Below are 21,382 nucleotides of genomic sequence, written 5' to 3' on the forward strand. Positions count from 1 at the left end.
ACGGGTTGTCGGTGGGGCGTGTGCGGTGTGGGCGGGAGCCGCGTGCGGCTCAGCCGGCGTGTGGCGCGGGCAGTGCGGCCGGGAGCAGGGCCGCGACGCCCCGGGAGTCGGCCAGTAGCAGCAGGCCGTCCGGGGTCAGGTCGGCGCCGCCCAGCGGCTCGCCGGAGAGGAACAGCGCGACCTGTTCGGGTGGCCGCCCGTCCCGGCCCCGGGTCCACAGGCGCAGGTAGTCGACGCCGGTGCTGATGCCCAGCGGGGTGGCGATCCGCTCCTCCTCGCCCGGGCGGGCCAGCCCGGCGGGGTCGGCCGTGACCGGCTCGCCGGTCAGCGCGTCGTAGAGTGCCAACTCGGTTTCCGCGCCGGGCCGGTGGGCCACCAGCAGGCTGCCGCCGGTAGGTCCGGAGGCCGCCGTGACGGCGCGCACCCCGGTCAGCGGCCGGGCCCACAGCGTCCGCCAGGGCAGTGCGAGGCCGAACTCCGGTGCGGGCAGGCCGTCCTGGCGGGCGCCGTGCTCCAGCAGGGCGGCCCGCAGCTCCGGTCCGAGCCGCTGTCGGATGAACAGCGTCGCCAGTCGCCGCCAGGTCACCGCCAGCGGAGGCAACTCCTTGCCAGCGGCAGTCAGTTGATCGACGGCGGCGCGCAGTCGCAGCTGCTCGGCGTGCACCAGGAACCCCGGATCGGCCAGCAGCTCCGGCAGCACACCGCCCTCCAGCGCGTGCCCGACCACCTGCTCCCGGACGTACGGCGCGGCCCGCGCCCACCGCCCGGGGCCGTCCCCGTTCCCGTCGCCGTCCAGGGTGGCGAGCAGGGCGGACGCCAGCCGGCGCCGCGCCTCGCGGACGGTGCCGCCGAAGCGCTCGCGCAGCTCGGCGGCGACCGCCGGGTGCACGATCCGGACGGCCGGGGGCCGCTCCGCCGTCGAGGCCAGCTCGAAGAACGGCAGCAGCAGGCGCTGCCCGCCCGCCAGCGCCGGCCCGAGGTCCTTGCCCGCGACCGCCGAGGCCAGCGGCGCCCAGAGTTCGAGCGGCAGCGGCTCACCGGGTCCGGCCAGCGCCAGCGGGGCGAGCAGCCGGCGCAGGGTCGGCTCGTCGGCGCCGTGCAGCCCGGCGTGCAGGTCGAGCACGTCCCCGACGGTGCGGGGCGGCGGCACCGGTACCGGCGTCCCGGCGGGCCCGTCCGGCCGGCTGCGGGACGACCACGCGGCCAGCCGGACCACCAGCGGACCGGCCGCCGTCCGCGCCAACTCGGCCGCACCGTCCGGGTCCTGGAGCATGTGCGCGGCCTGTAGCCGCAGCCCCTCCTCGTCCCGCCACGGCGCCCGGTCGAGGTCGATCACCAGCAGCCGTCCGGCGGGCAGCGCCGCGGCCAGCCGCTCCGCCTCGGCCCGGTCCACGTCGGCCAGCAGCCGGACCCCGGGCGCCAGGGCCAGCGGCAGCAGCACCTGCTCGGTGACCCGCGCGGACTCCTCCGGGCCGGTCAGCACCCCGGCCCGGTCGCTGTCCGCGACCACCACCGTCACCGGCCGCCCGGGCGAGCCGATCCCGGCCAGCCGCCCGGCCAGCTCGGCGGCCAGGACCGCGCCGGGCGCGAAGTGGTCCGCCACCAGCCAGCGCAGCTGCAGCGCGGTCAGCCCGGTGGCGTCGAACACCGGCGGCGCGTCCGGCCCGCCGGGCCCGCCCGGCGGCACGGTCGCCGGATCCAGCGCGGACAGGTCGAACCGCTCCCGCTCGGACGGCTCACAGAGCATCAGGAACCCGGTCAGCAACCGGGACCGCCCACTGCCCGGACCACCCGTCACCAGCACCACCCCGGGCCCGTCCGCCCCGGCGGCCCGCCAGCCGGCCAGCGCGCGCAACGCCACCGCCCGCCCGCCCAGGTACGGATGCGGCTGGTAGGCCGGCGGCGAGGCGGTGGCGGTGTTGGAGTCGGGCACGTCGGGGCTCTCCGATACGAGGAAGGGGCGGAAGAGAAGGGCGGCGGGAAGAGGACGCGGGGCCGGCGGCGCGGAGGTCAGCCGACCCCGCCGAGGTCCTTGGCGTAGCAGATCTCCACGTACGGGCCCGCGCAGTACGCCGGGATCTCGCGGTAGCCGTGGCGGACGTAGACCGCGCGGGCCTCGACCAGGTCGAGCCGGGTGTTGAGGACCATCCGGGAGGCGCCGAGCAGCCGGGCCTCGTGCTCCAGCGCCTCCAGCAGCAGGCCCGCGCCGCCCCGGCCGCGGAAGGCGGGGCGCAGGTAGACGCGGGTGAGCTCGGCGCGCTCCGGATCCAGCATCAGCACCCCGCCACAGGCGGCCGCCGCGCCGCCGTGGCGGCCCACGACGAACTGGCCGGTGGGCGGCGCGAGCAGCTCCACACCGTCACCGGCCAGGCCCCGGTCGACCTCCTCGGCGGTCGCGGGCCGCTTCCAGTACCGGCTGGCGACCTCGTCGTAGAAGTCGCGGCGCAGGCCGGCCGCGTCCGCGCTGTCGAAGGCTTCGGGGGTGAGGTGCCAGGAAGTCATGGGAGTTCTCTACCCGGAGCCCGCAGCCCGCGCCAACCGCTTTTCGGCGGCCGCCGCCCGGGGGGCCGGGACGCGCGGCCCTCCGAACGCCCTGCCAGACAGCTCCGGTGACCTTCTTCCGCGATCTGACCCCCTACACCTACCGCTTCGAGGACACCGTCTCCGGCGGGCGCGGCTTCGCCTCCTTCGTCCCCGCCGGGCGGCGCCTCAACGTGGGCTGGCTCGACGGCTGGCACCGCTACCCCAAGGGGCCGAGCCCGGAGGACTTCCGGACCCGGCTCCTCGACCTCGTCCGGGAGCAGCGGGTGAACGTCATGCGGGGCTTCTACAATTGCCAACGCCCGGGCTGCCTGCGGACCCTGGGGTGCCAGCCGACCATCGAGCACGCCGGCGAGACCCTCCACCTGGGCAACTGCGAGATCCGCGTCCCGGGCCGCTCCGACGAGCTGTACGCCGCCCCGAACCTGATCGCCCACTACGTGCTCCACCACCGCTACCTCCCGCCGGCCGCCTTCGTCGACGCGGTCCTGGCCTGCCCCGAGGGCTGGCTGACCGGTACCGACGCGCCGGGCGTGCCGGCCGACGCGCGGATCATCGACACCGCCGCACTCGAACGGCCGGCTGCGGGGGAGCCCCGGCCACGGCCCTGGTGATGCTGCGGGCCCGCGCCACCGCGCCGGCCCGGCCCCCTCCGGCAGGGCCGCCAGCGCGAAGCTCGTCCCGCGAGTACGCTGCCGGGTCAGACGGTGGCGGGGAGGTGGTCGGCGAGGAGGGTGGCGAAGTCCTCGGGGGTGAGGATGCGGATGCCCAGCTCTTCGGCCTTGGCGCGCTTGGAGCCGGCTTTCTCGCCGGCGACCAGGAGGGTGGTGCGCTTGGAGACGGCGGAGGACGCCTTGCCGCCGGCGCGTTCGACGAGTTCGTTCATCTCGTTGCGGGTCAGGGCGGCGAGGGCGCCGGTCATCGAGCCGGTGACGACCACGGCTTCGCCGCTGAGCGGGCCGGCGGCGGGGGCGTCGGCGTCCTCGGCGGCCTCTCCGGTCTCCTCGGCCGCGGGCTTGGGTGCGGTGGGGCGCTGGGGTGCGGTGACCTGGGTGCCGACGCCGAGCTCGGCCAGGCGGTCGAGCAGAGTGGTGAGTTCGGCGAGTTCGGAGACGACCAGGCGGGCCTTCTCTGGGCCGATGCCCTCGACGGCGGCCAGCGTCTCGGCGTCCGCCGCGCGGATCGCGGCCATCGAGCCGAAGTGCGCGGCGATCCGGCGCGACATGCTGCGGCCGGTGCCGCGCACGCCCAGCGCGCACAGGACGCGGCCCAGCGGGCGGGTGCGGGCGGTGGCGATCGCGGCGAGCAGGTTGTCGGTGCTGGTCTCGCCCATCCGCTCCAGGCCGAGCAGTTGCTCGCGGGTCAGGGTGAACACGTCCGCCAGGTCGCGGACCAGGCCGGCCTCGACGAGCTGGACGGCCCGGGTCGAGCCGAGGCCCTCGATGTCGAGCTGGTCGCGGCCCGCCGCGTAGATGATCGACGCCACCGCCTGGCAGTTGCGGCCCCGCACGCAGCGCCAGCGCTGCTCGCTGCTGTCGATCGCCTCGCCGCAGCGCGGGCAGGCGGCGGGGAAGACGATCGGCCGTTCCTCGCCGGTGCGCTCCTCCACCAGCGGCGCCTCCACCCGGGGGATCACGTCGCCCGCGCGGTAGACGAACACCCGGTCGCCCAGCATCAGGCCGCGCCGCTCGATGTCGGCCGGGTTGTGCAGCGTCGCGTACGTGACGGTCACGCCGTCGATCACCACCGGCTCCAGGACGGCGCGCGGCGCGATGATGCCGGTGCGGCCGACCGCCCACTCCACCTCCAGCAGCCGGGTCACCTTGTGCTCGGCGGCGAGCTTGCGGGCCACCGCCCAGCGCGGCGCCCGTGAACCGGAGCCCGCCCGCTCCTGGTCGGCCGCCGCGTCCGCCTTCACCACCACGCCGTCGATGCCGAACGGGAGCTGCGGGCGCAGCGCGGTGATCTGCTCGATCCGCCGCTGCACCTCCTCGATGCTCTCGCAGCGCAGCGGGGCCGCCGCCGTCGAAGCCGCGGTGTTCGCGCCGAGCGCGGCCAGCCGCTCCAGCAGCGCGCTGTGGTCGAGGGCCCGGCTCGGGGCCTGGCCCGGAGTCTCGTCCGGGGTCTCGCCGGGCTTCTCGCCAGGGTTCTCGTCCAGGCCGACCGCGTCGTAGGCGAAGAACGTCAGCTCGATCCGGTACGGCCGGTCCTTGGCCCGCAGGGTGCCCGCCGCGCCGTTGCGCGCGTTGGCGAACGGCACCGCGCCGTGCGCCGTGCGGATCTCGTTCGCCCGCTCGAACTGGGCGTGCGTCAGGAGCACTTCACCGCGCAGCTCGACGTCGACCGGCTCGGCCAGCACGGCCGGCAGGCCCAGTACGTCGCCCGCGGTGTGCGTGATGTCCTCGCCCGCGAGGCCGTTGCCGCGGGTCAGCACCCGGCGCAGCGCGCCCCCCTCGTACCGGGCCGCGATCGCCAGCCCGTCCAGCTTCGGCTCCACGCACCAGCCGGCCGGCGCCCGGCCCAGCCGGCGCTCCAACGAGGCCGCCCAGTCGGCGAGTTCCTCCCCGGAGAAGACGTTGTCGAGCGAGAGCATCGGCACGCTGTGCGGTACGTCCCCCTCCGCCGCGCCGCCGGCCACCTTGCCGGTCGGCGAGTCGGCCAGCAGCTCCTCCGGGTGGGCCTCCTCGTAGGCCGCGATCGCCCGGACCAGGGCGTCGTACTCGTCGTCCCCCAGCGTCGTCGTCCCGTCCCCGTAGTAGGCGGCGGCGGCCCGGGTGGCAGTGGCAACAGCGTCGGCGTAGTCGCCGGAAGAGAGCGGAGCGGCGTTGTTCATGACCGTTATTCTTCCGTCCCGCACTGACAGTCGACCGGTCCCGATCGACCCGTTCGGTCGTGGTCACGCCGCCGCTCGCGCCGCCGCTCACGCCGCTCGCGCGGGCCCGGGCGGCCCGTTCAGTCGTCGTCGCGCCGCCGGGTGTGCCGCCGGTCGAGCCGAGCCCGGAGGGCCAGCAGGGCGAGGCCCGCGAGGGCGGCACCGCCGGCGGCCGGGAGCAGTACGGCCCCGCCCCCGCCGCCGGTGGCGGCGAGGTGTCCGCCGCCCGGGGGAGCGGGCGAGGGCGAGGGCGAGGGAGAGGGCGAAAGGGAAGGCGAGGGGGAGGGGCTGGTGCGGTGGCACTCGACGGTGTTGGTGATCTCGGCCCGGGTGTGCGCGGTGTCGAGGGCGAGGGTGCTGCCGAGCGGCAGGTCGACCGGGGAGCCGTTCAGCGCGGTGATCCGCCGGTCGGTGAACACGCAGGCGGGGTCGGCCAGTTCGGCCTGTTCGGTGACGGTGGCCCGGTCGCCGATCCGGTAGCCGATGCGCGCGGTGCCCCACGGCTGCGGGGTGGCGGCGGCGCCGTCCGGCCCGGTCAGCGCGGCGGTGGCGGTGAACCCGGCGGGCTGCTCGCCCTCCGGGTGGACGGCGCCGTCGATCCGCCAGGTCTTCTCCACCGTCAGATCGGCCGGGAGCACGGCCGGGGCGGTGGCGGGCCGGTTGTAGACCGTGCAGCTGACGGCGGCGAGCCGGGGCAGCTCCAGGGCGAAGGCCGGTCGGTCGGCCGTGCCGCTGTCGGAGACGTCCACCGGCTGTCCGGTGTCGAGGTTCACGCAGACCGCGTTCTTGCCGTTCTTGGTGACCAACTCGTAGCCGTCCTGCTGGAGTTCGCTGATCTCCAGGGCTGCGGACGGCAGGTCGCCGAGCTCCGGTTGGAAGACCACCGAGCCGGTCCCGTCGTCGGTCGTGGTCAGTTCCCGGGGCAGCCCGCCGACGCCCGGCGTGCCGGTCGTCGCCCCGAACGTCCAGCCCGCCGGGGCGTTCACCGCGCCCGTGGTGTCCTCGCCGGTGGTGCCGGCCGGGACGAGCTGCTTGACCACCGTGACGCTGTTGTCGCAGTGCGACAGCGCCAGGTCGTGCAACTGCTGCCCGGAAGTGGCGAAGTCCTTGGTCTGGAAGTAGTCGGCGGCGGTCAGGTCGCCGCCGTCGGCGTACGCGGTCGGCCCGGAGACCGCCCGCAGGTTCAGCCCGGAGTCGCCCGCGACGCCCTTGCCGACGCCCAGCGCGATCAGCCGACTGCCCTCCGCCTTCACCGCGTTGGCGGAGAAGATCCCGTTCTCGACGTCCCGGAAGTGGGTCCGCGAGCCGTCGCCCTGGGCGTCGTCCGCGAACCGGGTCGGGTTGCCGTCGGTCAGCACCACCACCGCGTCGTACCTCGGCGCGGCGTTCGCCACCGACCACAGCGCGGTGTCCCAGTTGGTGCCCTTGCCGAGCGTCCAGCCGGCGTACAGCGCCTTGAACTCCGCCGCGCCGGCCGGCGTCGACACCGGGTGCAGCTCGGGGTGGTTCGCGCTCACGCTGGTCGCCGGGGACGCCTGGTCGAAGGAGAACACCGCCAGCCGGGAGGGCGTGCCGGTCAGCGCGTCGGTGAAGCGGTCGGCGGCGGTCTTCAGGAACGGCAGCTCGCTGCCGACCGAGGCCGACAGGTCCAGCACCAGGGCCACGTCCAGGCCGCAGCGCGCGGGCAGCGGCGGGTTGTCCCGCGAGTCCTGCCACACGCCGCCGGAGGCCGTCGGCAGGTTCCGGTAGTCGTCGCTGATCATGAAGTCGGCGGTCGAGCGGTACGTGTTCCCGGCCGCCAGCGCGGGGGTGGTGAAGGCGTACGGGGAGGCGACCGAGTCCGAGCCGCTGCCCGGCCCGGTCCGCAGCACCGGGTTGGTGAACCAGCCCGCCGGCACCCCGCCGTCCAGCTGTCGCACCGTCAGCTCGCGCCCCGCGTTCGCCCCGCCGGGGCCGGTGTCCGGCACCGTGAAGGAGCAGTCGCCGGCGGCGTCCGAGACACACACGCCCCACCCCGGGTCGACCGGTGCGGCGTCCCCCGCCGCCGCGAACAGCCCCAGCCGGACGCCCGCCAGCGGGCCGACCGCCTGCGCGCCGGTCCGGTCGCCGCCGGTGCGCACCGTCACCACCGCCTCCCCCGCCCCGGGCGGGGGCACCGCCGCCGGGGCCGCCCCGGCGGCGCCGAGCGCGGCCAGTACGGCCAGGGCGGAAGCTGTCACGGTGGCCCGTCGCATCGCTGGTCCTCTCGTCACGCCGCGGGCCGGAACGCCGCAGGTCGAACCGACGCTATGCCAGCCGGTCGGGCCGTGCCGGGAGGCCGCGCGGGCGGGTCACCGGGGCGGACGAGGCGAGGCGCTCAGGCGGGGCGGACGAGGCGAGGCGCTCAGGCGGGGCGGACGAGGCGAGGCCGTCGTGGTGCGGTAGGCGGCCGGGGGCGGTGTGCCGGCGGATCGGGGGTGCCGGCCGGGCCCGGCCACGGCGGGTGCCCGGGCGGCGGGTGGCCCGGCGGGTTCGGCCTCCGGGCGGCCGTCTCCGGCGCTGGGCCGGGTCGGGCCGGCAGGCGAACTGCATCGCCCGCGCGGGGACGGCAGCGGTGTCGGAGTCGTCGGGGGGCGTGTCGAATCAGGCCGGGTGGTGGGCGGCGGCGAACGCGGCCGCGTCCCAACTGCCGCCCAGCGACGGGGCGATGGCGGCGGCGGCGAGCGGACGGAAGGTCGCGGGGGTGTGGGCGGCCGCGCCGGACGGGAGGGCGCCGAGCAGCGGGGCGCCGGCCGCGGTGGGCAGGTCGGCGAGGTTGCAGCGGGTGGCGAGGTCCGGCTCGGCGGGCCAGCAGCCGACGACCGCGCCGCGCAGCGGCAGGCCGCGGTGGCGCAGCGCCTCGGCGGTCAGCGCCGTCGCGTTCAGGGTGCCCAGGCCGGCCGCCGCGACCAGCAGGAACTCCACGTCCAGGCCCAGCCCCCGGCAGGCCAGCGCGTAGTCGGCGAGGGTGCGCCCCCGCTCGTCGTAGCGCACCAGCAGCCCGCCCGCGCCCTCGACCAGCACGGTGCCGTACTCGGCCGCCAGTTCGGCCACCGCCTTCGCCACGTCGTCCGGTGCCAGTGGCGGCAGTCCCGCCCGGCGGGCCGCCGTCTCGGGCGCCAGCGGCTCCGGGTAGCGGGCCAGTTCCACCCCGTGCACCAGCGGCCCGGCCAGCCGGACGACCTCCGCCACGTCCCCCGGCTCGTCCGGCCCCAGCCCGGTCTGGCCCGGCTTCAGCACCGCCACCGGCTCCGGACTGAGCGCGGCGACCGCGGCGGTGGTCAGGGTCTTGCCGACCTCGGTGCCGGTGCCGGTGACGAACAGGACGGGTGACATGGCGTTGGTGCTCCTGGCTGGGTGCTTGGTGCTGGGTGCTGGGGATGGCGTGGCGGAGGCGCCCGGCAGCCCGGTGCTCTAGCCGGTTCCGGTGCCGGCGTGCGCGCGGGTGGCGGCGGTGGAGGCCGCGGCCGCCGCGGTGATCGCCCGGCCGATGGCGGCGATGTCCGCGTCCGTGCTGACGAACGGCGGCATGGTGTAGATCAGGTCGCGGAACGGCCGTAGCCAGACGCCCTGTTCGGTGGCCGCCGCGGTGGCGGCGGCCATGTCGACCGGGGCGTCCAGTTGGACCACGCCGATCGCGCCGAGCACCCGGACGTCCGCGACGCCGGGCTGTCCGGCGCACGGTGCGAGCGCGGTGCGCAGGGCGGTCTCGATCCGGCGGACCTCGGCGCGCCAGTCCTGGGAGAGCAGCAGGTCGATCGAGGCGTTGGCGGCGGCGGCCGCGAGCGGGTTGCCCATGAAGGTCGGGCCGTGGGCCAGGACGGGGACCTCGCCGCGCGAGATGCCCTCGGCGACCCGGCCGGTGCAGAGGGTCGCGGCCAGGGTCAGGTAGCCGCCGGTGAGGGCCTTGCCCAGGCACATCACGTCCGGGGAGACGCCCGCGTGGTCGGCGGCGAAGAGTTCGCCGGTGCGGCCGAAGCCGGTGGCGATCTCGTCGAAGACCAGCAGCACGTCGTGGGCGTCGCACAGCTCCCGGAGCGCGCGCAGGTACGCGGGGGAGTGGAAGCGCATCCCGCCCGCGCCCTGCACCACCGGTTCGACGATCACGGCGGCCAGCTCGCCGGCGTGCCGCCCGATCAGCTCGGCCAGCTGCGCGACGTACGCCGGGTCGGCCGGGGCGTCGTGGCCGGCCGGCGGTTCGGCGGCGAACAGCTGCCGGGGCAGCACGCCGCCCCACAGGTGGTGCATGCCGCCGTCGGGGTCGCACACCGACATCGGGTGGAAGGTGTCGCCGTGGTAGCCGCCGCGCCAGGTCAGCACCCGGTGCTTCTCCGGCCGGCCGAGCGACCGCCAGTACTGCAGGCACATCTTCAGCGCGACCTCGACCGCCACCGAGCCGGAGTCGGCGAGGAACACGTGCTGTAGCGGTTCGGGCGTCAACTCGACCAGCTTGGCCGCGAGTTCGACGGCCGGACGGTGGGTGATCCCGCCGAACATGACATGGCTCATCGCGTCGAGCTGGCCGCGCACCGCCGCGTCCAGCACCGGGTGCCGGTAGCCGTGGATCGCCGCCCACCAGGACGACATGCCGTCGACCAACTCCCGGTGCCCGCCCACCGGTTCGGCCAGCCGCAGGCGCACGCCCGCGGCCGACTCGACCAGCAGGGGCCGCGCGGTGCCCGGCATCGGGCCGTACGGGTGCCAGACGTGCGCCCGGTCCAGTTCGAGCAACCGGGCGGTGTCCGGGGTGTGCTGACGATCCATCAGGCGTTCGGGGCCAGCTCGGTGCCCGCGCCGCGACGGCGGACCCGGACCAGGTCGGTGCGCACCTCGTCCGCCGGGGCCGACGCGCCCGAGTCGGGGACGGCGGGGGCGGCGGGGACGGAGACGGCGGGGGCCTCGTCGGCCGGCTCGCCGTGGCCGCCGCACGGGCCGCAGCCGCCACCGCCACCGCCGCTGCCGCAGGCGCCCGCGCTCTCCTGGTGGCCGCCGCAGCCGGCCGCCGCGTGGGCGCGGTGGCGGGGGAGGGTGACCTGGTCGGCGCCCTCGACCTCGAAGCCCGCGTCCTTGATCATGTCGAGGTCGGCCTGTCCGGCCTGGCCCTCGCTGGTCAGGTAGTCGCCCAGGAAGATCGAGTTGGCGATGTGCAGGCCCAGCGGCTGCATCGAGCGCAGGTGCACCTCGCGGCCGCCGGCGATCCGGACCTCGATGTCGGGGCAGACGAACCGGACCATCGCCAGGATCCGCAGGCAGCGCTGCGGGGTGAGGTTCCACTCCTCGGCCAGCGGGGTGCCCTCGAACGGGATCAGGAAGTTGACCGGCACCGAGTCCGGGTCCAGCCCGCGCAGCGCGAACACCACGTCGACCAGGTCCTCGTCGCTCTCGCCCATGCCCGCGATCAGGCCCGAGCAGGCCGACAGGCCCGCGCCGTGCGCCTTGGTCACGGTGTCCACCCGGTCCGCGTAGGTGTGGGTGGTGGTGATGTCGCCGTAGGTGGCCTCGGAGGTGTTCAGGTTGTGGTTGTACGCGTCCGCGCCGGCCGCCTTCAGCCGCTCGGCCTGGTTGTCGGAGAGCAGGCCCAGGCAGGCGCACACCTCGACGCTCTCGTCCGCGCCCTTGATCGCCGCGATGGTGTCCGCGACCCGGTCGATGTCCCGGTCCGTCGGGCCGCGCCCGCTGGCCACCAGGCAGACCCGCTTCGCCCCGCCCGCGACACCCGCGGCGGCCGCCTCGGCGGCCTGGTCCGGCTTCAGCCAGGTGTACTTGAGGATCTCCGCCTTCGAACCGAGCCGCTGCGAACAGTACGAGCAGTCCTCCGGGCACAGGCCGCTCTTCAGGTTCACCAGGTAGTTGAGCTTCACCCGGCGGCCGAACCACTGCCGGCGCACCCGGCCGGCGGCCGCGACCACGTCCAGCAACTGGTCGTCGGTGGTGGCCAGCACGGCCAGCGCCTCCTCCCGGGTGGGAAGTTCCCGGCGAAGGCCCTTGTCGGTCAGGATGTCGAGGAGGTCCATGGCCCGATCTTGCCCGGGGCACGCTGGCGTCCGCCATAGGAAACCCGCTAGAAGATCGCCCGCGGTCTGTGCGAGTTGTCACAGTTTCCCGACTGACGGTGACCGGCCGACTCCGCAGCGGAACCGGCCGACCGGGAGGCCCCGCCGACCCCGCCGACCCTGCCGACCAGGCCGACCCGGCCCGGCGAGGTCGCGGCGGTCGCGGCGGTCATGGCGTTCGCGGCGGGAGCAGCGGTCGTACCGGTCGTACCGGTCACAGCGGGGGCAGTGACCGGTGCCGTTCGGCCCGGGCCCACCGCCTGATGTTCGACATGCCGCAGCCGACGGCCATCACCAGCGCCCCGGCGACACCCACCCACACGCTCCGGGCGAGGATCCCGCCCAGGATCACCAGCACCCCCACCGGGGCGACGTGCTCCCACCGGCTCCCCGAACCCCGCAGCTGCGCCTCCACGACGATCCCCGCCGCCAGCAGCAGCATCAGCACCGGGCCGATCACCGGCACGCCGTTCGGTGTCAGGTCGACCGCCAACTCCAGCGAAGCGTCCACGGTGAGCCTCCTCCCCGGCCGTCCTCCGACGCCCCCGTCCATGGTCGCCACCCGCCGGCGCCCCTGGCAAGAGGCACTCCGGACGGGCGGGGCGGCGGGGCGCACCGCGCGGCGCCCGGGGCACCGTACGGACGCGTCCGACCCGAAGGGATGACCGTCTGATCAATTGCTTACAATCTGCGCCATGACCATCCAGCGGGAGGCGCCCGCGCGCGCGGACGACGAGCAACCGCCGGCCGGGCACCGGGCGGCGGGCGAGCGGCGCCGGCTGGCCGTGCTGTGGAGCGTCGTCGCGGTGCTCGCGGCCGGCGGGGTCTGGGTGGTCGCGACCCCGAAGCAGAGCGCCGCGCCGGCCGGCCAGGGCGGCGGCGACAAGCCCGCCGCGTCCGCCGCCGTCGGGCAGCCCGTGCCGCCGCTGACGGAGTCCCAGTCCTTCCTGTCGGAGCGTTACTTCCCGTCCCAGCGCGCCTACGAGTACGGCGGCTACCGGGCCCGCCGCTCGGCCGCCCGGGACGGCGCGGACTGCCGGGCCGTGCAGAACGACAAGACCCGCGACGTGCTGGCCGAGCTGGGCTGCCAGGGCTGGCTCGGCATCGCGCTGACCCGCGCCGACCAGCCGGTGATCTCCAGTGTCACGGTGCTGCGCTTCCTCGACCCGGAGGCCGCCGCCAAGGCCCTGCAGGCCATCCGGGACAAGGCCGGGGACTTCGAATTCACCTACCCGGACGGGCTGTTCGCCCCCGCCGGCGGCGTCAGGCCGATGGCGGCGGCCCGGGTCGACCTGGTCGGCCACCACCTCACCGTCACCGTCACCCGCTACGTCGACCAGCGCCCCGGGGACGGCCCCGACGCGCTGCTCACCGCCAGCAACCGCTCCGCCGCCGCGGCCGCCGGCCAGCCGTTCATGTGGATGCAGTAGCGCCCGCTCGGGAGCAGCTCCCTCAGCCGGCTCCGATCCCGGCCCCGTCGCCCGTCCGCCCCGCCGTCGCCCGCAGCAGCGCCCCGGCCGCCAGTGCCAGCACCGCCGCCAGTGCGAACACCGCCGCCGCCCCGGCCGGCAGCACCAGCCCGCCCAGCACGCTGCCCGCCCCGATGCCCAGGTAGACCCCGGACGCGTTCAGCGACACCAGCAGCGGCCCCTGCGCGGGCGCGGCCGCCAGCAGCCGCAACTGCTGCGGCGGCGTCTGGCACCAACTGCTCGCGCCCCACAGGAACACCAGCGCCCCGACCGCCACCACCCCGGCCCGCGCGTGCCCGGCCGCCAGGCCCGCCAGCGCCGCGAACGCCGCCGCCATCGCCACGTACCCGGCCGCCAGCACCCGGACCGGTCCGCGCCGGTCCGCGAACCGCCCGGCCAGCAGGTTCCCCGCCACCGCGCCCGCCCCGTACAGCACCAGCGCCGCGACCACCGCCGTCCGCCCCGAGACCCCGACCGCGGCCAGCACCGGCACGCTGTACGAGTACGGGACGTAGCAGGCGGTCATCCCGAGCACCGTCAGCGGCAGCACCCCCAGCACGCCCGGGCGGCGCAGCGCCGCCAGCCTGGTCCGCAGCGGGACCGGCTCGGTGCCCGGCAGCGCGGGCAGCGCCAGCCGCACCGCGAGCGCGCCCAGCGCGGTCAGCCCCGCGACCACCCCCAGCGCGGAGCGCCAGCCCAGCCCGACGGCGGCCACCCGGCCGAGCGGCACGCCCAGCGCGGTCGCCGCCGTCAGCCCGCCGATCACCACCGCCAGCGCCCGCCCGCGCAGCTCCGGCCGGACCAGCGCCGCCGCCGTCGCGCCCGCCGTCGGCGTGAACGCCGCCGCGCCCAGCGCCGCGAACAGCCGGGCCGCCAGCAGCGCCGGGTAGTTCGGCGCGAGCGCGGTCAGCGCGTTGGCGACGGCCAGCAGCACGAGCGCGCCGACCAGCAGGGTCCGCCGGGGCAGCCGGGCGGTGGCCACCGCGAGCAGCGGCGAGGCGATCGCGTACCCGGCGGCGAACAGGCTGACCGACTGCCCGGCGGCCGAGGTCGACACGTGCAGCGAGGCGGCCATCGCGGGCAGGAACCCGGCGGTGACGAAGGCGTCGGTGCCGACCGCGAACGTGCCCAGCGCGAGCACGGCGACGGTGCCGAGACCGTACGGGGCGGGGGTCCGGCGGGGCGGGGCCTTGAGCACGTCGGTCACGGGAGGGCGCTCCTCGGGCAGGTGTGCGGGCGGTATTCGGGATGTCCGGCATCCCGGATGATTCGGGACTGACCTTATCCGGAATCGCCGCCCGCGAAAGGGCGTGTCCGACAGGTGGCCGGTCCGGCGGCACTGACGCACCGGATGGTCGCGGTCCGGGCCCAGGTGGCGCTGGGGTCGACCACCCGCTACTTCGAGTCGATCGACGACCTGCGCGCGGCGGCGCTGCGGATGCTCGGCGGCGAGGTCGACGCCCACCTCGCCGCAATGGGACGGGAGTTGGCGTCCTGCGACGACCTGGCGGAGTGCCTGGCCGCGGCGATGTACGGCTTCCTGGCCGACCCCCCGGCAGGTGCAGGCCACCATGGCGCTGGTCACCGCCGCGGCCACCGACGCCAACCTGCGCTCGCTCGCGGCCCGCTGGACCGACCGCCTGACCGACCTGCTCGCCGCGCACGTCGGCCCGGAGCGCGCCCAGGTCGCCGAGCTCTACCTCGACGGGGCGATGATGCACGCCGCGCTGCACGACGAACCCCTCACCCGGGAGGCCGTCACCCGCGCCCTGCGCGCGATCCTCGCCATGCCCGAGACGGGAGGGCGGTGACCGTGTCGATGCTCACGAAACCGACCGCGCCCGCCCCCGCGCTGTCGCGCGGCCGGCGCTGGGCCGCCCTCGCGGTGCTCAGCGCCAGCCTGCTCGTCATCACGATGGACATGACGATCCTGAACATCGCGCTGCCGAGCATGGCCGCCGAACTCCACCCCACCTCCGCCCAGCAGTTGTGGCTGGTGGACGTCTACTCCCTCGTCCTGGCCGGCCTGCTGGTCTCCGTCGCCGCCATCGCGGACCGCTGGGGACGCAAACGCATGCTGATGCTCGGCTACGCCGTCTTCGCGGGCGCCTCGCTGCTCGTGCTGGCCGCCGACACCGCCGGCGAGGTGATCGCCGTCCGCGCGCTCCTGGGCATCGGCGGCGCGATGGTCATGCCCACCACCCTCTCGCTGATCCGCGTCGTCTTCACCGACCCCAAGGAACGCGCCACCGCCCTGAGCATCTGGGCCTCGGTCTCCGGACTCGGCGCCGTCGTCGGCCCGCTGGTCGGCGGCTTCCTGCTCGACCACTTCTCCTGGCACGCCGCGTTCCTCGTCAACGTGCCCCTCATGGCCGTCGGCATCGTCGCGGCGCTGTTCCTGCTCACCGAGCCCCGCTCGCCGAACCCCGGCCGCTGGGACGCGCCCGCCGCCCTGCTCTCCCTGGTCGGCATGGTCGCGCTGGTCTGGGCGATCAAGCAGTTCGGCGAGGAGTCCAGCCTCGCCGTGCCCTCGGCCTGGGCCGCCCTCGCCCTCGCCGCCATCACCCTCACCTGGTTCGTCCGGCGCTGCCTGCGCAGCGACCACCCGCTGCTCGACCTCGGGCTCTTCAAGAACCGGCAGTTCTCCGCCCTCGTCGCCCCGATCCTCAGCCGCCGCATCGGCTCCCGCATCGGCTCCCGCGCCGTGCTGGCCGGCGGACTCGCCCTCGCCGGCGTCGGCATGCTCTACCTCCGACTCGTCGGCGGCCACCTCACCCTCACCCACATGACCGTCGCCCTGTGCCTGGTCGGCGCGGGCACCGGCGCCCTCGCCATCGGCTCCGCCATGATCATGGGCGGCGCCCCCACCGAGAAGGCCGGCAACGCCGGCGCCCTGAAGGAGACCGCCTACGAATTCGGCGGCACCCTGGGCGTCACCATCCTCGGCAGCATCGCCACCCTCCTCTTCCGCGCCCAGTTCACCGACAGCCCCCAGTACGACGCCCTCCACCGGGCCGACCCGGCCCTCGCCGACCAGGCCAGGGAATCCCTCGGCGCCGCCGTCACCATCGCCGACGAACTCCACCTGCCCGGCCTCGCCACCCACGCCACCGACGCCTTCACCCACTCCCTCCAGAGCGCCGGACTCATCGGCGGCCTCCTCATGCTCGCCGTCGCCGCCACCGTCTTCTTCCTCACCCCCAAGGGCACCGAAGTCTCCGGCACCGCCCACTGACCCCAGCACGGTCACCGGCCCCGGACGCGCCCGCGCCCGGGGCCCCGCCACATCCCCGCACCACGCCGCACCACACCGAAGACCGGCAGGACGCCCATGCGCCTAGCCGCTGCGGCCCGCCAGCCGGGCGTGGTTGGCCCGGACCCGGGAGACCGAGGCGGCCGAGGCGGCGGCCGCCAGGTCGGCGACGGTCTGGGCGGAGAGTTCGCGCCGCCAGGCCAGTTCGGCCCGGCGCATCGCGCCGGCCACGCCGCAGGGGCGGGCGAACTCGCGCGGGCCCGCGCCCACCGCGGAGGCGCCGCGCTGCCGGATCTCGGCGCAGGCGAACAGCGGGTCGGGCCCCTCGACGGCGGCCACCACGTCCATCACGGTGATCCGCTCCGGCGCCCGGGCCAGCCGCACGCCGCCGCGCGGCCCCGAGACGGACGTCAGCAGGCCCGCCCGGGTGAGCCGTTGCAGCACCTTGTTCAGGTACGTCGGCGACAACTCGAACATCGCCGCCAGCCGGGCCGACGGCACCGGCTCCGGCGCCGCCTCCGCGCCGCCCACCCAGACCAGGGTGAGACAGCAGTGCAGGGCCCACTCCACGCCTTCGCTCGTCCGCATGATCCTGGATGCTAGCCATCCGGAACCGGCCCGCGCCAGCGGCCCGACCAGCGCGGTCGTGCCGCTGGCCCTCCGCCGGGCCTCAGCCGCCCAGCTGCTCCCGGATCCGGCGGGACGGGGAGAAGACGTACAGGTCGAGGATGTCGGGCAGCGGGGCCAGGCCCGGGCCGCCCGCCGCTATCCAGGCGGTGATGTCGGCGGACGCGTCGCGGTCGTTGACCAGGCCGAGCCAGACCGGCCGCCCACCCGCCCGCCGGCCCTCGGCGGAGGGCTGGACCACGACCACGTTGGCGTGCTCGCAGGCGTCCAGGCACGCCACGGGCCGGACGGCGGCCACGTCGGCGAGCGAGGAACGCAGGTCGGCGAGCTGGGCGGCGTGGTCGAGCACCGGGACCTTCGGCGTGCCGCAGCAGCAGCCCCGGCAGACCGAGACGGTGCAGCGGGCGGGCGCGCTCGGCGCCTGCTCGGCGGCCTTCACCCGGGAACGGCGGCTCATCGGACGGCTCCTGCGGTCGGTCGGGACCCGGATCGGGTCACTGGGCGCGGTACGGAAGGGGGTACGGGACGACTGACGGGACGGGATGCGGAACGGCTGACGGGACGGGGCACGAGGCGGCGCACGGGTCGGGTCACGGCGGTGACCCTACCCCGGGGACGCCGGTTCACCGGGCGGCCGTCGCGTCCCCGGTGGCCGTCCGGCCCTCGGCGACCGCCCGGTTCCAGGCGGCGTCGCGCAGCAGGCGCAGCCCGTTCAGGCCGACCAGGACGGTCGAGCCCTCGTGGCCGAGCACGCCGAGCGGCAGCGGCAGGGTGCCGACCAGGTCCCACACCGCCAGCACGGTGATGAACACCGACGCCAGCACCAGGTTCTGCACCACCAGGGCGCGGGCCCGCCGGGAGAGCGCCACCACGGCCGGTACGGTGGCCAGTTCGTCGCGCACGACCACCGCGTCGGCGGTCTCCAGCGCCAGGTCGGAGCCGGCCCGGCCCATCGCGACGCCCACGTGCGCGGCGGCCAGCGCGGGCGCGTCGTTGACGCCGTCGCCGACCACCAGCACCCGCCGTCCGGCGGCCTCCCAGGCGCGGACGGCCGCGACCTTGTCCTGCGGCAGCAGCCCGGCCCGGACGTCGGTGAGGCCGGCTTCGGAGGCGAGCCGGCGCGCGGCGCGCGGGTTGTCGCCGGTGAGCAGCACCGGGGCCGTCCCGGTCAGGGCGCCGAGCGCGGCCACGGTGGCGGCGGCGTCCGGGCGGAGGCGGTCGGCGATGCCGAGCACGCCGACCGGGGCGCCGTCCCGGGTGACCAGCACGGCGGTCCGGCCGGCCTCCTCCAACTCGGCGACGGCCCCTGCGGCGGCTTCCGCGCCAGCCTCCGCGCCGGAGGGTGCGGTGGCGGCGACCAGCCGTCCGTCGACGGTCGCGCTGACGCCGACGCCGGGGGTGGAGGCAAAGCCGGTCGCCGGGGCGGGGGACAGGCCGCGGCCGCGGGCGGCGGCCAGCACGGCGCGGGCCAGCGGGTGTTCGCTGGCGTGCTCGGCGGCGGCGGCCAGCGCGAGCAGGGCGTCCTCGTCCAGGCCGGAGCCGGGCAGCGGGCGGACGTCGGTGACCTGCGGGGCGCCCTCGGTGAGGGTGCCGGTCTTGTCGAGCGCGGCGGCGTCCACCCGGCCCAGCCGCTCCATCACCACGGCGGACTTCACCAGCACGCCGTGCCGCCCGGCATTGGCGATCGCGGACAGCAGCGGCGGCATGGTCGCCAGCACGACCGCGCACGGCGAGGCCACGATCATGAAGGTCATCGCGCGCAGCAGCGAGTCCGCGAAGGCCGCGCCGACCAGCAGCGGGACGCTGAACACCGCCAGGGTCGCGGCCACCATGCCCAGCGAGTAGCGCTGTTCGACCTTCTCGATGAACAGCTGGGTGGGGGCCTTGGTCTCCGACGCCTCCTCGACCATCCGCACGATCCGGGCGATCACCGAGTCCGCGGCGTCCCGGCCGACCCGGACCCGGAGCGCGCCGGTGCCGTTCAGCGTCCCGGCGAAGACCTCGTCGCCGGCCCGCTTGGCGGCGGGCAGCGGCTCGCCGGTGATGCCCGCCTGGTCGACCTCGCTGACGCCGTCCAGCACCGTGCCGTCCGCGCCGATCCGCTCGCCGGGGCGTACCAGTACCAGTTCGCCGACCGCCAACTCCTCGACCGGGACGGTCTGTTCGGTGCCGTCGGCGAGCAGCCTGGTGGCGGTGGCGGGGGCCAGGTCGAGCAGGCCGCGGACCGAGTCGGCGGTCCGCGCGGTGGCCAGGGCCTCCAGCGCGCCGGAGGTGGCGAAGATGACGATCAGCAGCGCGCCGTCCAGCACCTGCCCGATCGCGGCCGCGCCGAGCGCCGCCACCACCATCAGCAGGTCGACGTCCAGGGTCTTCTCGCGCAGCGCCCGCAGCCCGGCCCAGCCGGGCTCCCAGCCGCCGCACGCGTAGGCGAGCGCGTACAGCGGGCCCCAGGCCCAGGCGGGGGCGCCCGCGAGCTGGAGCGGCAGGGCGAGCAGGAAGGCGGCCAGCGCGGCGGCGGCCCAGCGGGCCTCCGGCAGGGCGAGGACCCGGGTGCGCCGGCGCGGGGCGGCGGGCCCGGCCGGGGCGGGGGCGGCCCCGGCCGGGTGCTCGATCAGGGTGGCGGACATGGCGGTGGCAGACCTCGGGGTGTGGGCGGGGGTGGGCGACCGGGCCACCATACATGAACATATGAAGGCTCATTCATGCATCGGTTGTACGATGGTCGGCATGGGTCATGGAGCTTCCCCCGTCAAGAGCGCCGTCCCGCGCACCCCGCTGGACGCCGACAGCGCCGCCCGGGTCGCCACCACCCTCCAGGCCCTGGCCACGCCCTCCCGCCTGCTGATCCTCTCCCGCCTGCGCGAAGGCCCCTGCGCCGCCACCGAACTCGCCCACGCCGCCGGCCTCGAACAGTCCGCCTGCTCGCACCAGCTGCGCCTGCTGCGCAACCTCGGCCTGGTGGTCGGCCGCCGCAACGGCCGCTCCATCGTCTACGAGCTGTACGACAACCACGTCGCCGGCCTCCTCGACCAGGCCGTCTACCACATCGAGCACCTGCGCCTGGGCCTCAGCGACGCCGAGCCCGACGGCCTCGACTGACTCGTACCCGCGTCGGTGCCCGTGCCGGCACCCGGTCGGACGGCGGGGGCGGGCGCGGCGGTAGGCTGCCCCGGCTTCACAAGATCGGGAACGGGGGCGTGGCGTGGAAGCGCTGACGGGCGGTTACCGGGTGTACTTCACCGCGGTCTGGATACTCTTCGCGGCCGAACTGCTCTGCCTGGCGGCGACCGCCCCGCCCCTGCGGCTGATCGCCCCGGTCTGGCTCTGGGCGGGCCTGGCCGGCGCGGTCGGCCTGCTGCTGGCCGCCGCGGTCCTGCGCTGCATGCTCCTCCCCTTCCCGCGCCACGGCGGCTGGTTCGACCCCGTGCTGTACGTCTGGCACCTGCCGCGCGGCCTGAAGGTCTGGTACGGCATCGCGCTCTGCCTGGTCGGCATCGGCCTGGCCACCGCCGGCGGCGCCGAGGACGTCCGCAAGGACGCCGCCGGCTACTACCTGGAGCACCACGACACCCGGACGCCGCTCACCCGCGACGCGTACGAGGCCAAGCGCGGCGCGCTGGTCCGGCTCGCCAGCGGCATCCCGGCCGGGCTGTGCGTGATCGGCAGCTTCCTCGTCCTGCTCTCCGGCGACATCGCGTACGGCGCCGACGAGGCCGTCGCCCGTCCCCGCCCGGGCGGCGGGCGGCGCTCGGAGGTCTGACCCCCGGCTCACGGGCCCCGGCTCACGGGCCCCGGCTCACGGGCCCCGGCTCACGGGCCCCGGCTCACGGGCCCCGGCTCACGGGCCCCGGCTCACGGGCCCCGGCTCACGGGCCCCGGCTCACGGGCCCCGGCTCACGGGCCCCGGCTCACGGGCCCCGGCTCACGGGCCCCGGCTCACGGGCCCCGGCTCACGGGCCCCGGCCCACGGGCCCCGGCCCACGGGCCCCGGCCCACGGGCCCCGGCCCACGGCTTCGCGGCTTCGCGGCTCAGAAGTGGGTCTCGACGCCGAAGGCCGCGCGCAGCCGGGCCATGTCCTGCCGGTCCCGCTCGGCCGGCTCGTACCCCTGGTGGAAGGACACCTGCTGCGCCACCGAGAGGCAGGGCACCTCCCGTCCGCCGATCGTCCCGGTGACGAAGCACGAGGCCGGGTAGTGGAACGGCTGTCCCGCCCGGTGCGACTCCTGCAGCGCGTCCCCGTCCGGCCCGAACACCAGCGGGTGCAGGTCGAGTTCCCGCCCCCGGCCGTCCACCAGCACGAACCTGACCGGCCGCAGGTCGGTCCGCTCCGCGAAGCCGAGCTCGGCCAGCGCCGCCAGTGCGGCCGGCTCCTGCTCGCGGCGGTGCAGCAGGTCGAGGTCCCGGTGCGGGCGGGTCTGTTCCCTCAGCAGGGCGTCGATGCCCCACCCCCCGGCGATCCAGACCTGCGCCCCGGCGGCCCGCAGCGCGTCCAGCACCTCCAGCACGTCCGCGTCCCGCATGGCGTGCGCTCCCCTCTTGGTGATTTTC

General features: G+C 76.2%; 19 protein-coding genes. 6 read left to right on the forward strand and 13 right to left on the reverse strand.

Translation table 11 applies throughout. The features are described from left to right. Positions 1 to 49 precede the first annotated feature (49 nt). A complete protein-coding gene (locus KSE_RS35135) occupies positions 50 to 1,933 on the reverse strand; it encodes a hypothetical protein (RefSeq protein ID WP_014140152.1) in 1,884 nt (627 codons plus the stop codon). A gap of 77 nt (positions 1,934 to 2,010) precedes the next feature. Continuing rightward, positions 2,011 to 2,502, reverse strand: coding sequence for a GNAT family N-acetyltransferase (locus KSE_RS35140; protein ID WP_014140153.1), 492 nt, complete (start codon positions 2,500 to 2,502; stop codon positions 2,011 to 2,013). A 107-nt stretch (positions 2,503 to 2,609) separates the two neighbouring features. On the opposite strand from KSE_RS35140, the gene KSE_RS39105 reads away from it, so the two are divergent. Then, positions 2,610 to 3,155 (forward strand): DUF7919 family protein, encoded by a 546-nt coding sequence (locus KSE_RS39105; RefSeq protein ID WP_014140154.1) that lies wholly within the window; start codon positions 2,610 to 2,612, stop codon positions 3,153 to 3,155. An 86-nt stretch (positions 3,156 to 3,241) separates the two neighbouring features. Here the strand turns inward: KSE_RS39105 and ligA are convergent, their stop codons facing one another. From ligA to KSE_RS35175, 6 genes are all read right to left on the reverse strand, one after another. Beyond that, on the reverse strand, positions 3,242 to 5,374 hold the full coding sequence (gene ligA / locus KSE_RS35150; protein ID WP_033257893.1) for an NAD-dependent DNA ligase LigA: 2,133 nt from the start codon (positions 5,372 to 5,374) through the stop codon (positions 3,242 to 3,244). Between the two features lie 119 nt (positions 5,375 to 5,493). Further along, the gene (locus tag KSE_RS35155) at positions 5,494 to 7,647 is read right to left on the reverse strand and encodes a vWA domain-containing protein (RefSeq protein WP_014140156.1); all 2,154 of its coding nucleotides are present in this window, start codon (positions 7,645 to 7,647) and stop codon (positions 5,494 to 5,496) included. A 388-nt stretch (positions 7,648 to 8,035) separates the two neighbouring features. Further along, a complete protein-coding gene (gene bioD / locus KSE_RS35160; RefSeq protein WP_014140157.1) occupies positions 8,036 to 8,767 on the reverse strand; it encodes a dethiobiotin synthase in 732 nt (243 codons plus the stop codon). A 78-nt stretch (positions 8,768 to 8,845) separates the two neighbouring features. Continuing rightward, positions 8,846 to 10,195, reverse strand: coding sequence for an adenosylmethionine--8-amino-7-oxononanoate transaminase (locus KSE_RS35165; RefSeq protein ID WP_014140158.1), 1,350 nt, complete (start codon positions 10,193 to 10,195; stop codon positions 8,846 to 8,848). Next, on the reverse strand, positions 10,195 to 11,445 hold the full coding sequence (gene bioB, locus KSE_RS35170) for a biotin synthase BioB (protein WP_014140159.1): 1,251 nt from the start codon (positions 11,443 to 11,445) through the stop codon (positions 10,195 to 10,197). Before bioB ends, KSE_RS35165 begins: the two co-directional genes overlap by 1 nt. 253 nt (positions 11,446 to 11,698) lie before the next feature. After that, entirely contained in the window at positions 11,699 to 11,995 is a 297-nt protein-coding gene (locus tag KSE_RS35175; protein ID WP_033257892.1) for a hypothetical protein, read from the reverse strand. A 184-nt stretch (positions 11,996 to 12,179) separates the two neighbouring features. Here KSE_RS35175 and KSE_RS35180 point away from each other — a divergent pair, with 184 nt between their 5' ends. Next, a complete protein-coding gene (locus KSE_RS35180) occupies positions 12,180 to 12,914 on the forward strand; it encodes a hypothetical protein (protein ID WP_014140161.1) in 735 nt (244 codons plus the stop codon). 22 nt (positions 12,915 to 12,936) lie between these two features. Here the strand turns inward: KSE_RS35180 and KSE_RS35185 are convergent, their stop codons facing one another. Continuing rightward, positions 12,937 to 14,160 carry an MFS transporter gene (locus tag KSE_RS35185; protein ID WP_231873269.1) on the reverse strand — a complete coding sequence of 408 codons (1,224 nt, stop codon included), beginning with the start codon at positions 14,158 to 14,160 and terminating at the stop codon, positions 12,937 to 12,939. A 352-nt stretch (positions 14,161 to 14,512) separates the two neighbouring features. Between KSE_RS35185 and KSE_RS39110 the strand changes: the two genes are divergently transcribed. Both KSE_RS39110 and KSE_RS35195 read left to right on the forward strand, forming a co-directional pair. Beyond that, positions 14,513 to 14,764, forward strand: coding sequence for a hypothetical protein (locus KSE_RS39110; protein WP_014140163.1), 252 nt, complete (start codon positions 14,513 to 14,515; stop codon positions 14,762 to 14,764). An 8-nt stretch (positions 14,765 to 14,772) separates the two neighbouring features. After that, positions 14,773 to 16,188 carry an MFS transporter gene (locus tag KSE_RS35195; RefSeq protein ID WP_014140164.1) on the forward strand — a complete coding sequence of 472 codons (1,416 nt, stop codon included), beginning with the start codon at positions 14,773 to 14,775 and terminating at the stop codon, positions 16,186 to 16,188. Positions 16,189 to 16,290: 102 nt separating this feature from the next. Here KSE_RS35195 and KSE_RS35200 read toward each other — a convergent pair whose 3' ends face one another. From KSE_RS35200 to KSE_RS35210, 3 genes are all read right to left on the reverse strand, one after another. Beyond that, positions 16,291 to 16,794, reverse strand: a complete 504-nt coding sequence (locus KSE_RS35200; RefSeq protein ID WP_014140165.1) for an RrF2 family transcriptional regulator — start codon at positions 16,792 to 16,794, stop codon at positions 16,291 to 16,293. Positions 16,795 to 16,876: 82 nt separating this feature from the next. Beyond that, positions 16,877 to 17,290 (reverse strand): hypothetical protein, encoded by a 414-nt coding sequence (locus KSE_RS35205; protein ID WP_014140166.1) that lies wholly within the window; start codon positions 17,288 to 17,290, stop codon positions 16,877 to 16,879. A 166-nt stretch (positions 17,291 to 17,456) separates the two neighbouring features. After that, positions 17,457 to 19,460 carry a heavy metal translocating P-type ATPase gene (locus tag KSE_RS35210; RefSeq protein WP_014140167.1) on the reverse strand — a complete coding sequence of 668 codons (2,004 nt, stop codon included), beginning with the start codon at positions 19,458 to 19,460 and terminating at the stop codon, positions 17,457 to 17,459. Between the two features lie 100 nt (positions 19,461 to 19,560). Here KSE_RS35210 and KSE_RS35215 point away from each other — a divergent pair, with 100 nt between their 5' ends. Next, positions 19,561 to 19,932: an ArsR/SmtB family transcription factor gene (locus tag KSE_RS35215; protein WP_014140168.1), complete on the forward strand. Its 372-nt coding sequence runs from the start codon at positions 19,561 to 19,563 to the stop codon at positions 19,930 to 19,932. Positions 19,933 to 20,035: 103 nt separating this feature from the next. Further along, positions 20,036 to 20,593, forward strand: a complete 558-nt coding sequence (locus KSE_RS39115; RefSeq protein ID WP_014140169.1) for a hypothetical protein — start codon at positions 20,036 to 20,038, stop codon at positions 20,591 to 20,593. 269 nt (positions 20,594 to 20,862) lie between these two features. Here KSE_RS39115 and KSE_RS35225 read toward each other — a convergent pair whose 3' ends face one another. Continuing rightward, complete coding sequence (locus KSE_RS35225) at positions 20,863 to 21,354, reverse strand: nucleotidyltransferase domain-containing protein (RefSeq protein WP_014140170.1); 492 nt, start codon at positions 21,352 to 21,354, stop codon at positions 20,863 to 20,865. Positions 21,355 to 21,382 lie beyond the last annotated feature (28 nt).

The sequence above is a fragment of the Kitasatospora setae KM-6054 genome, from assembly GCF_000269985.1.
GTDB lineage: Bacteria > Actinomycetota > Actinomycetes > Streptomycetales > Streptomycetaceae > Kitasatospora > Kitasatospora setae.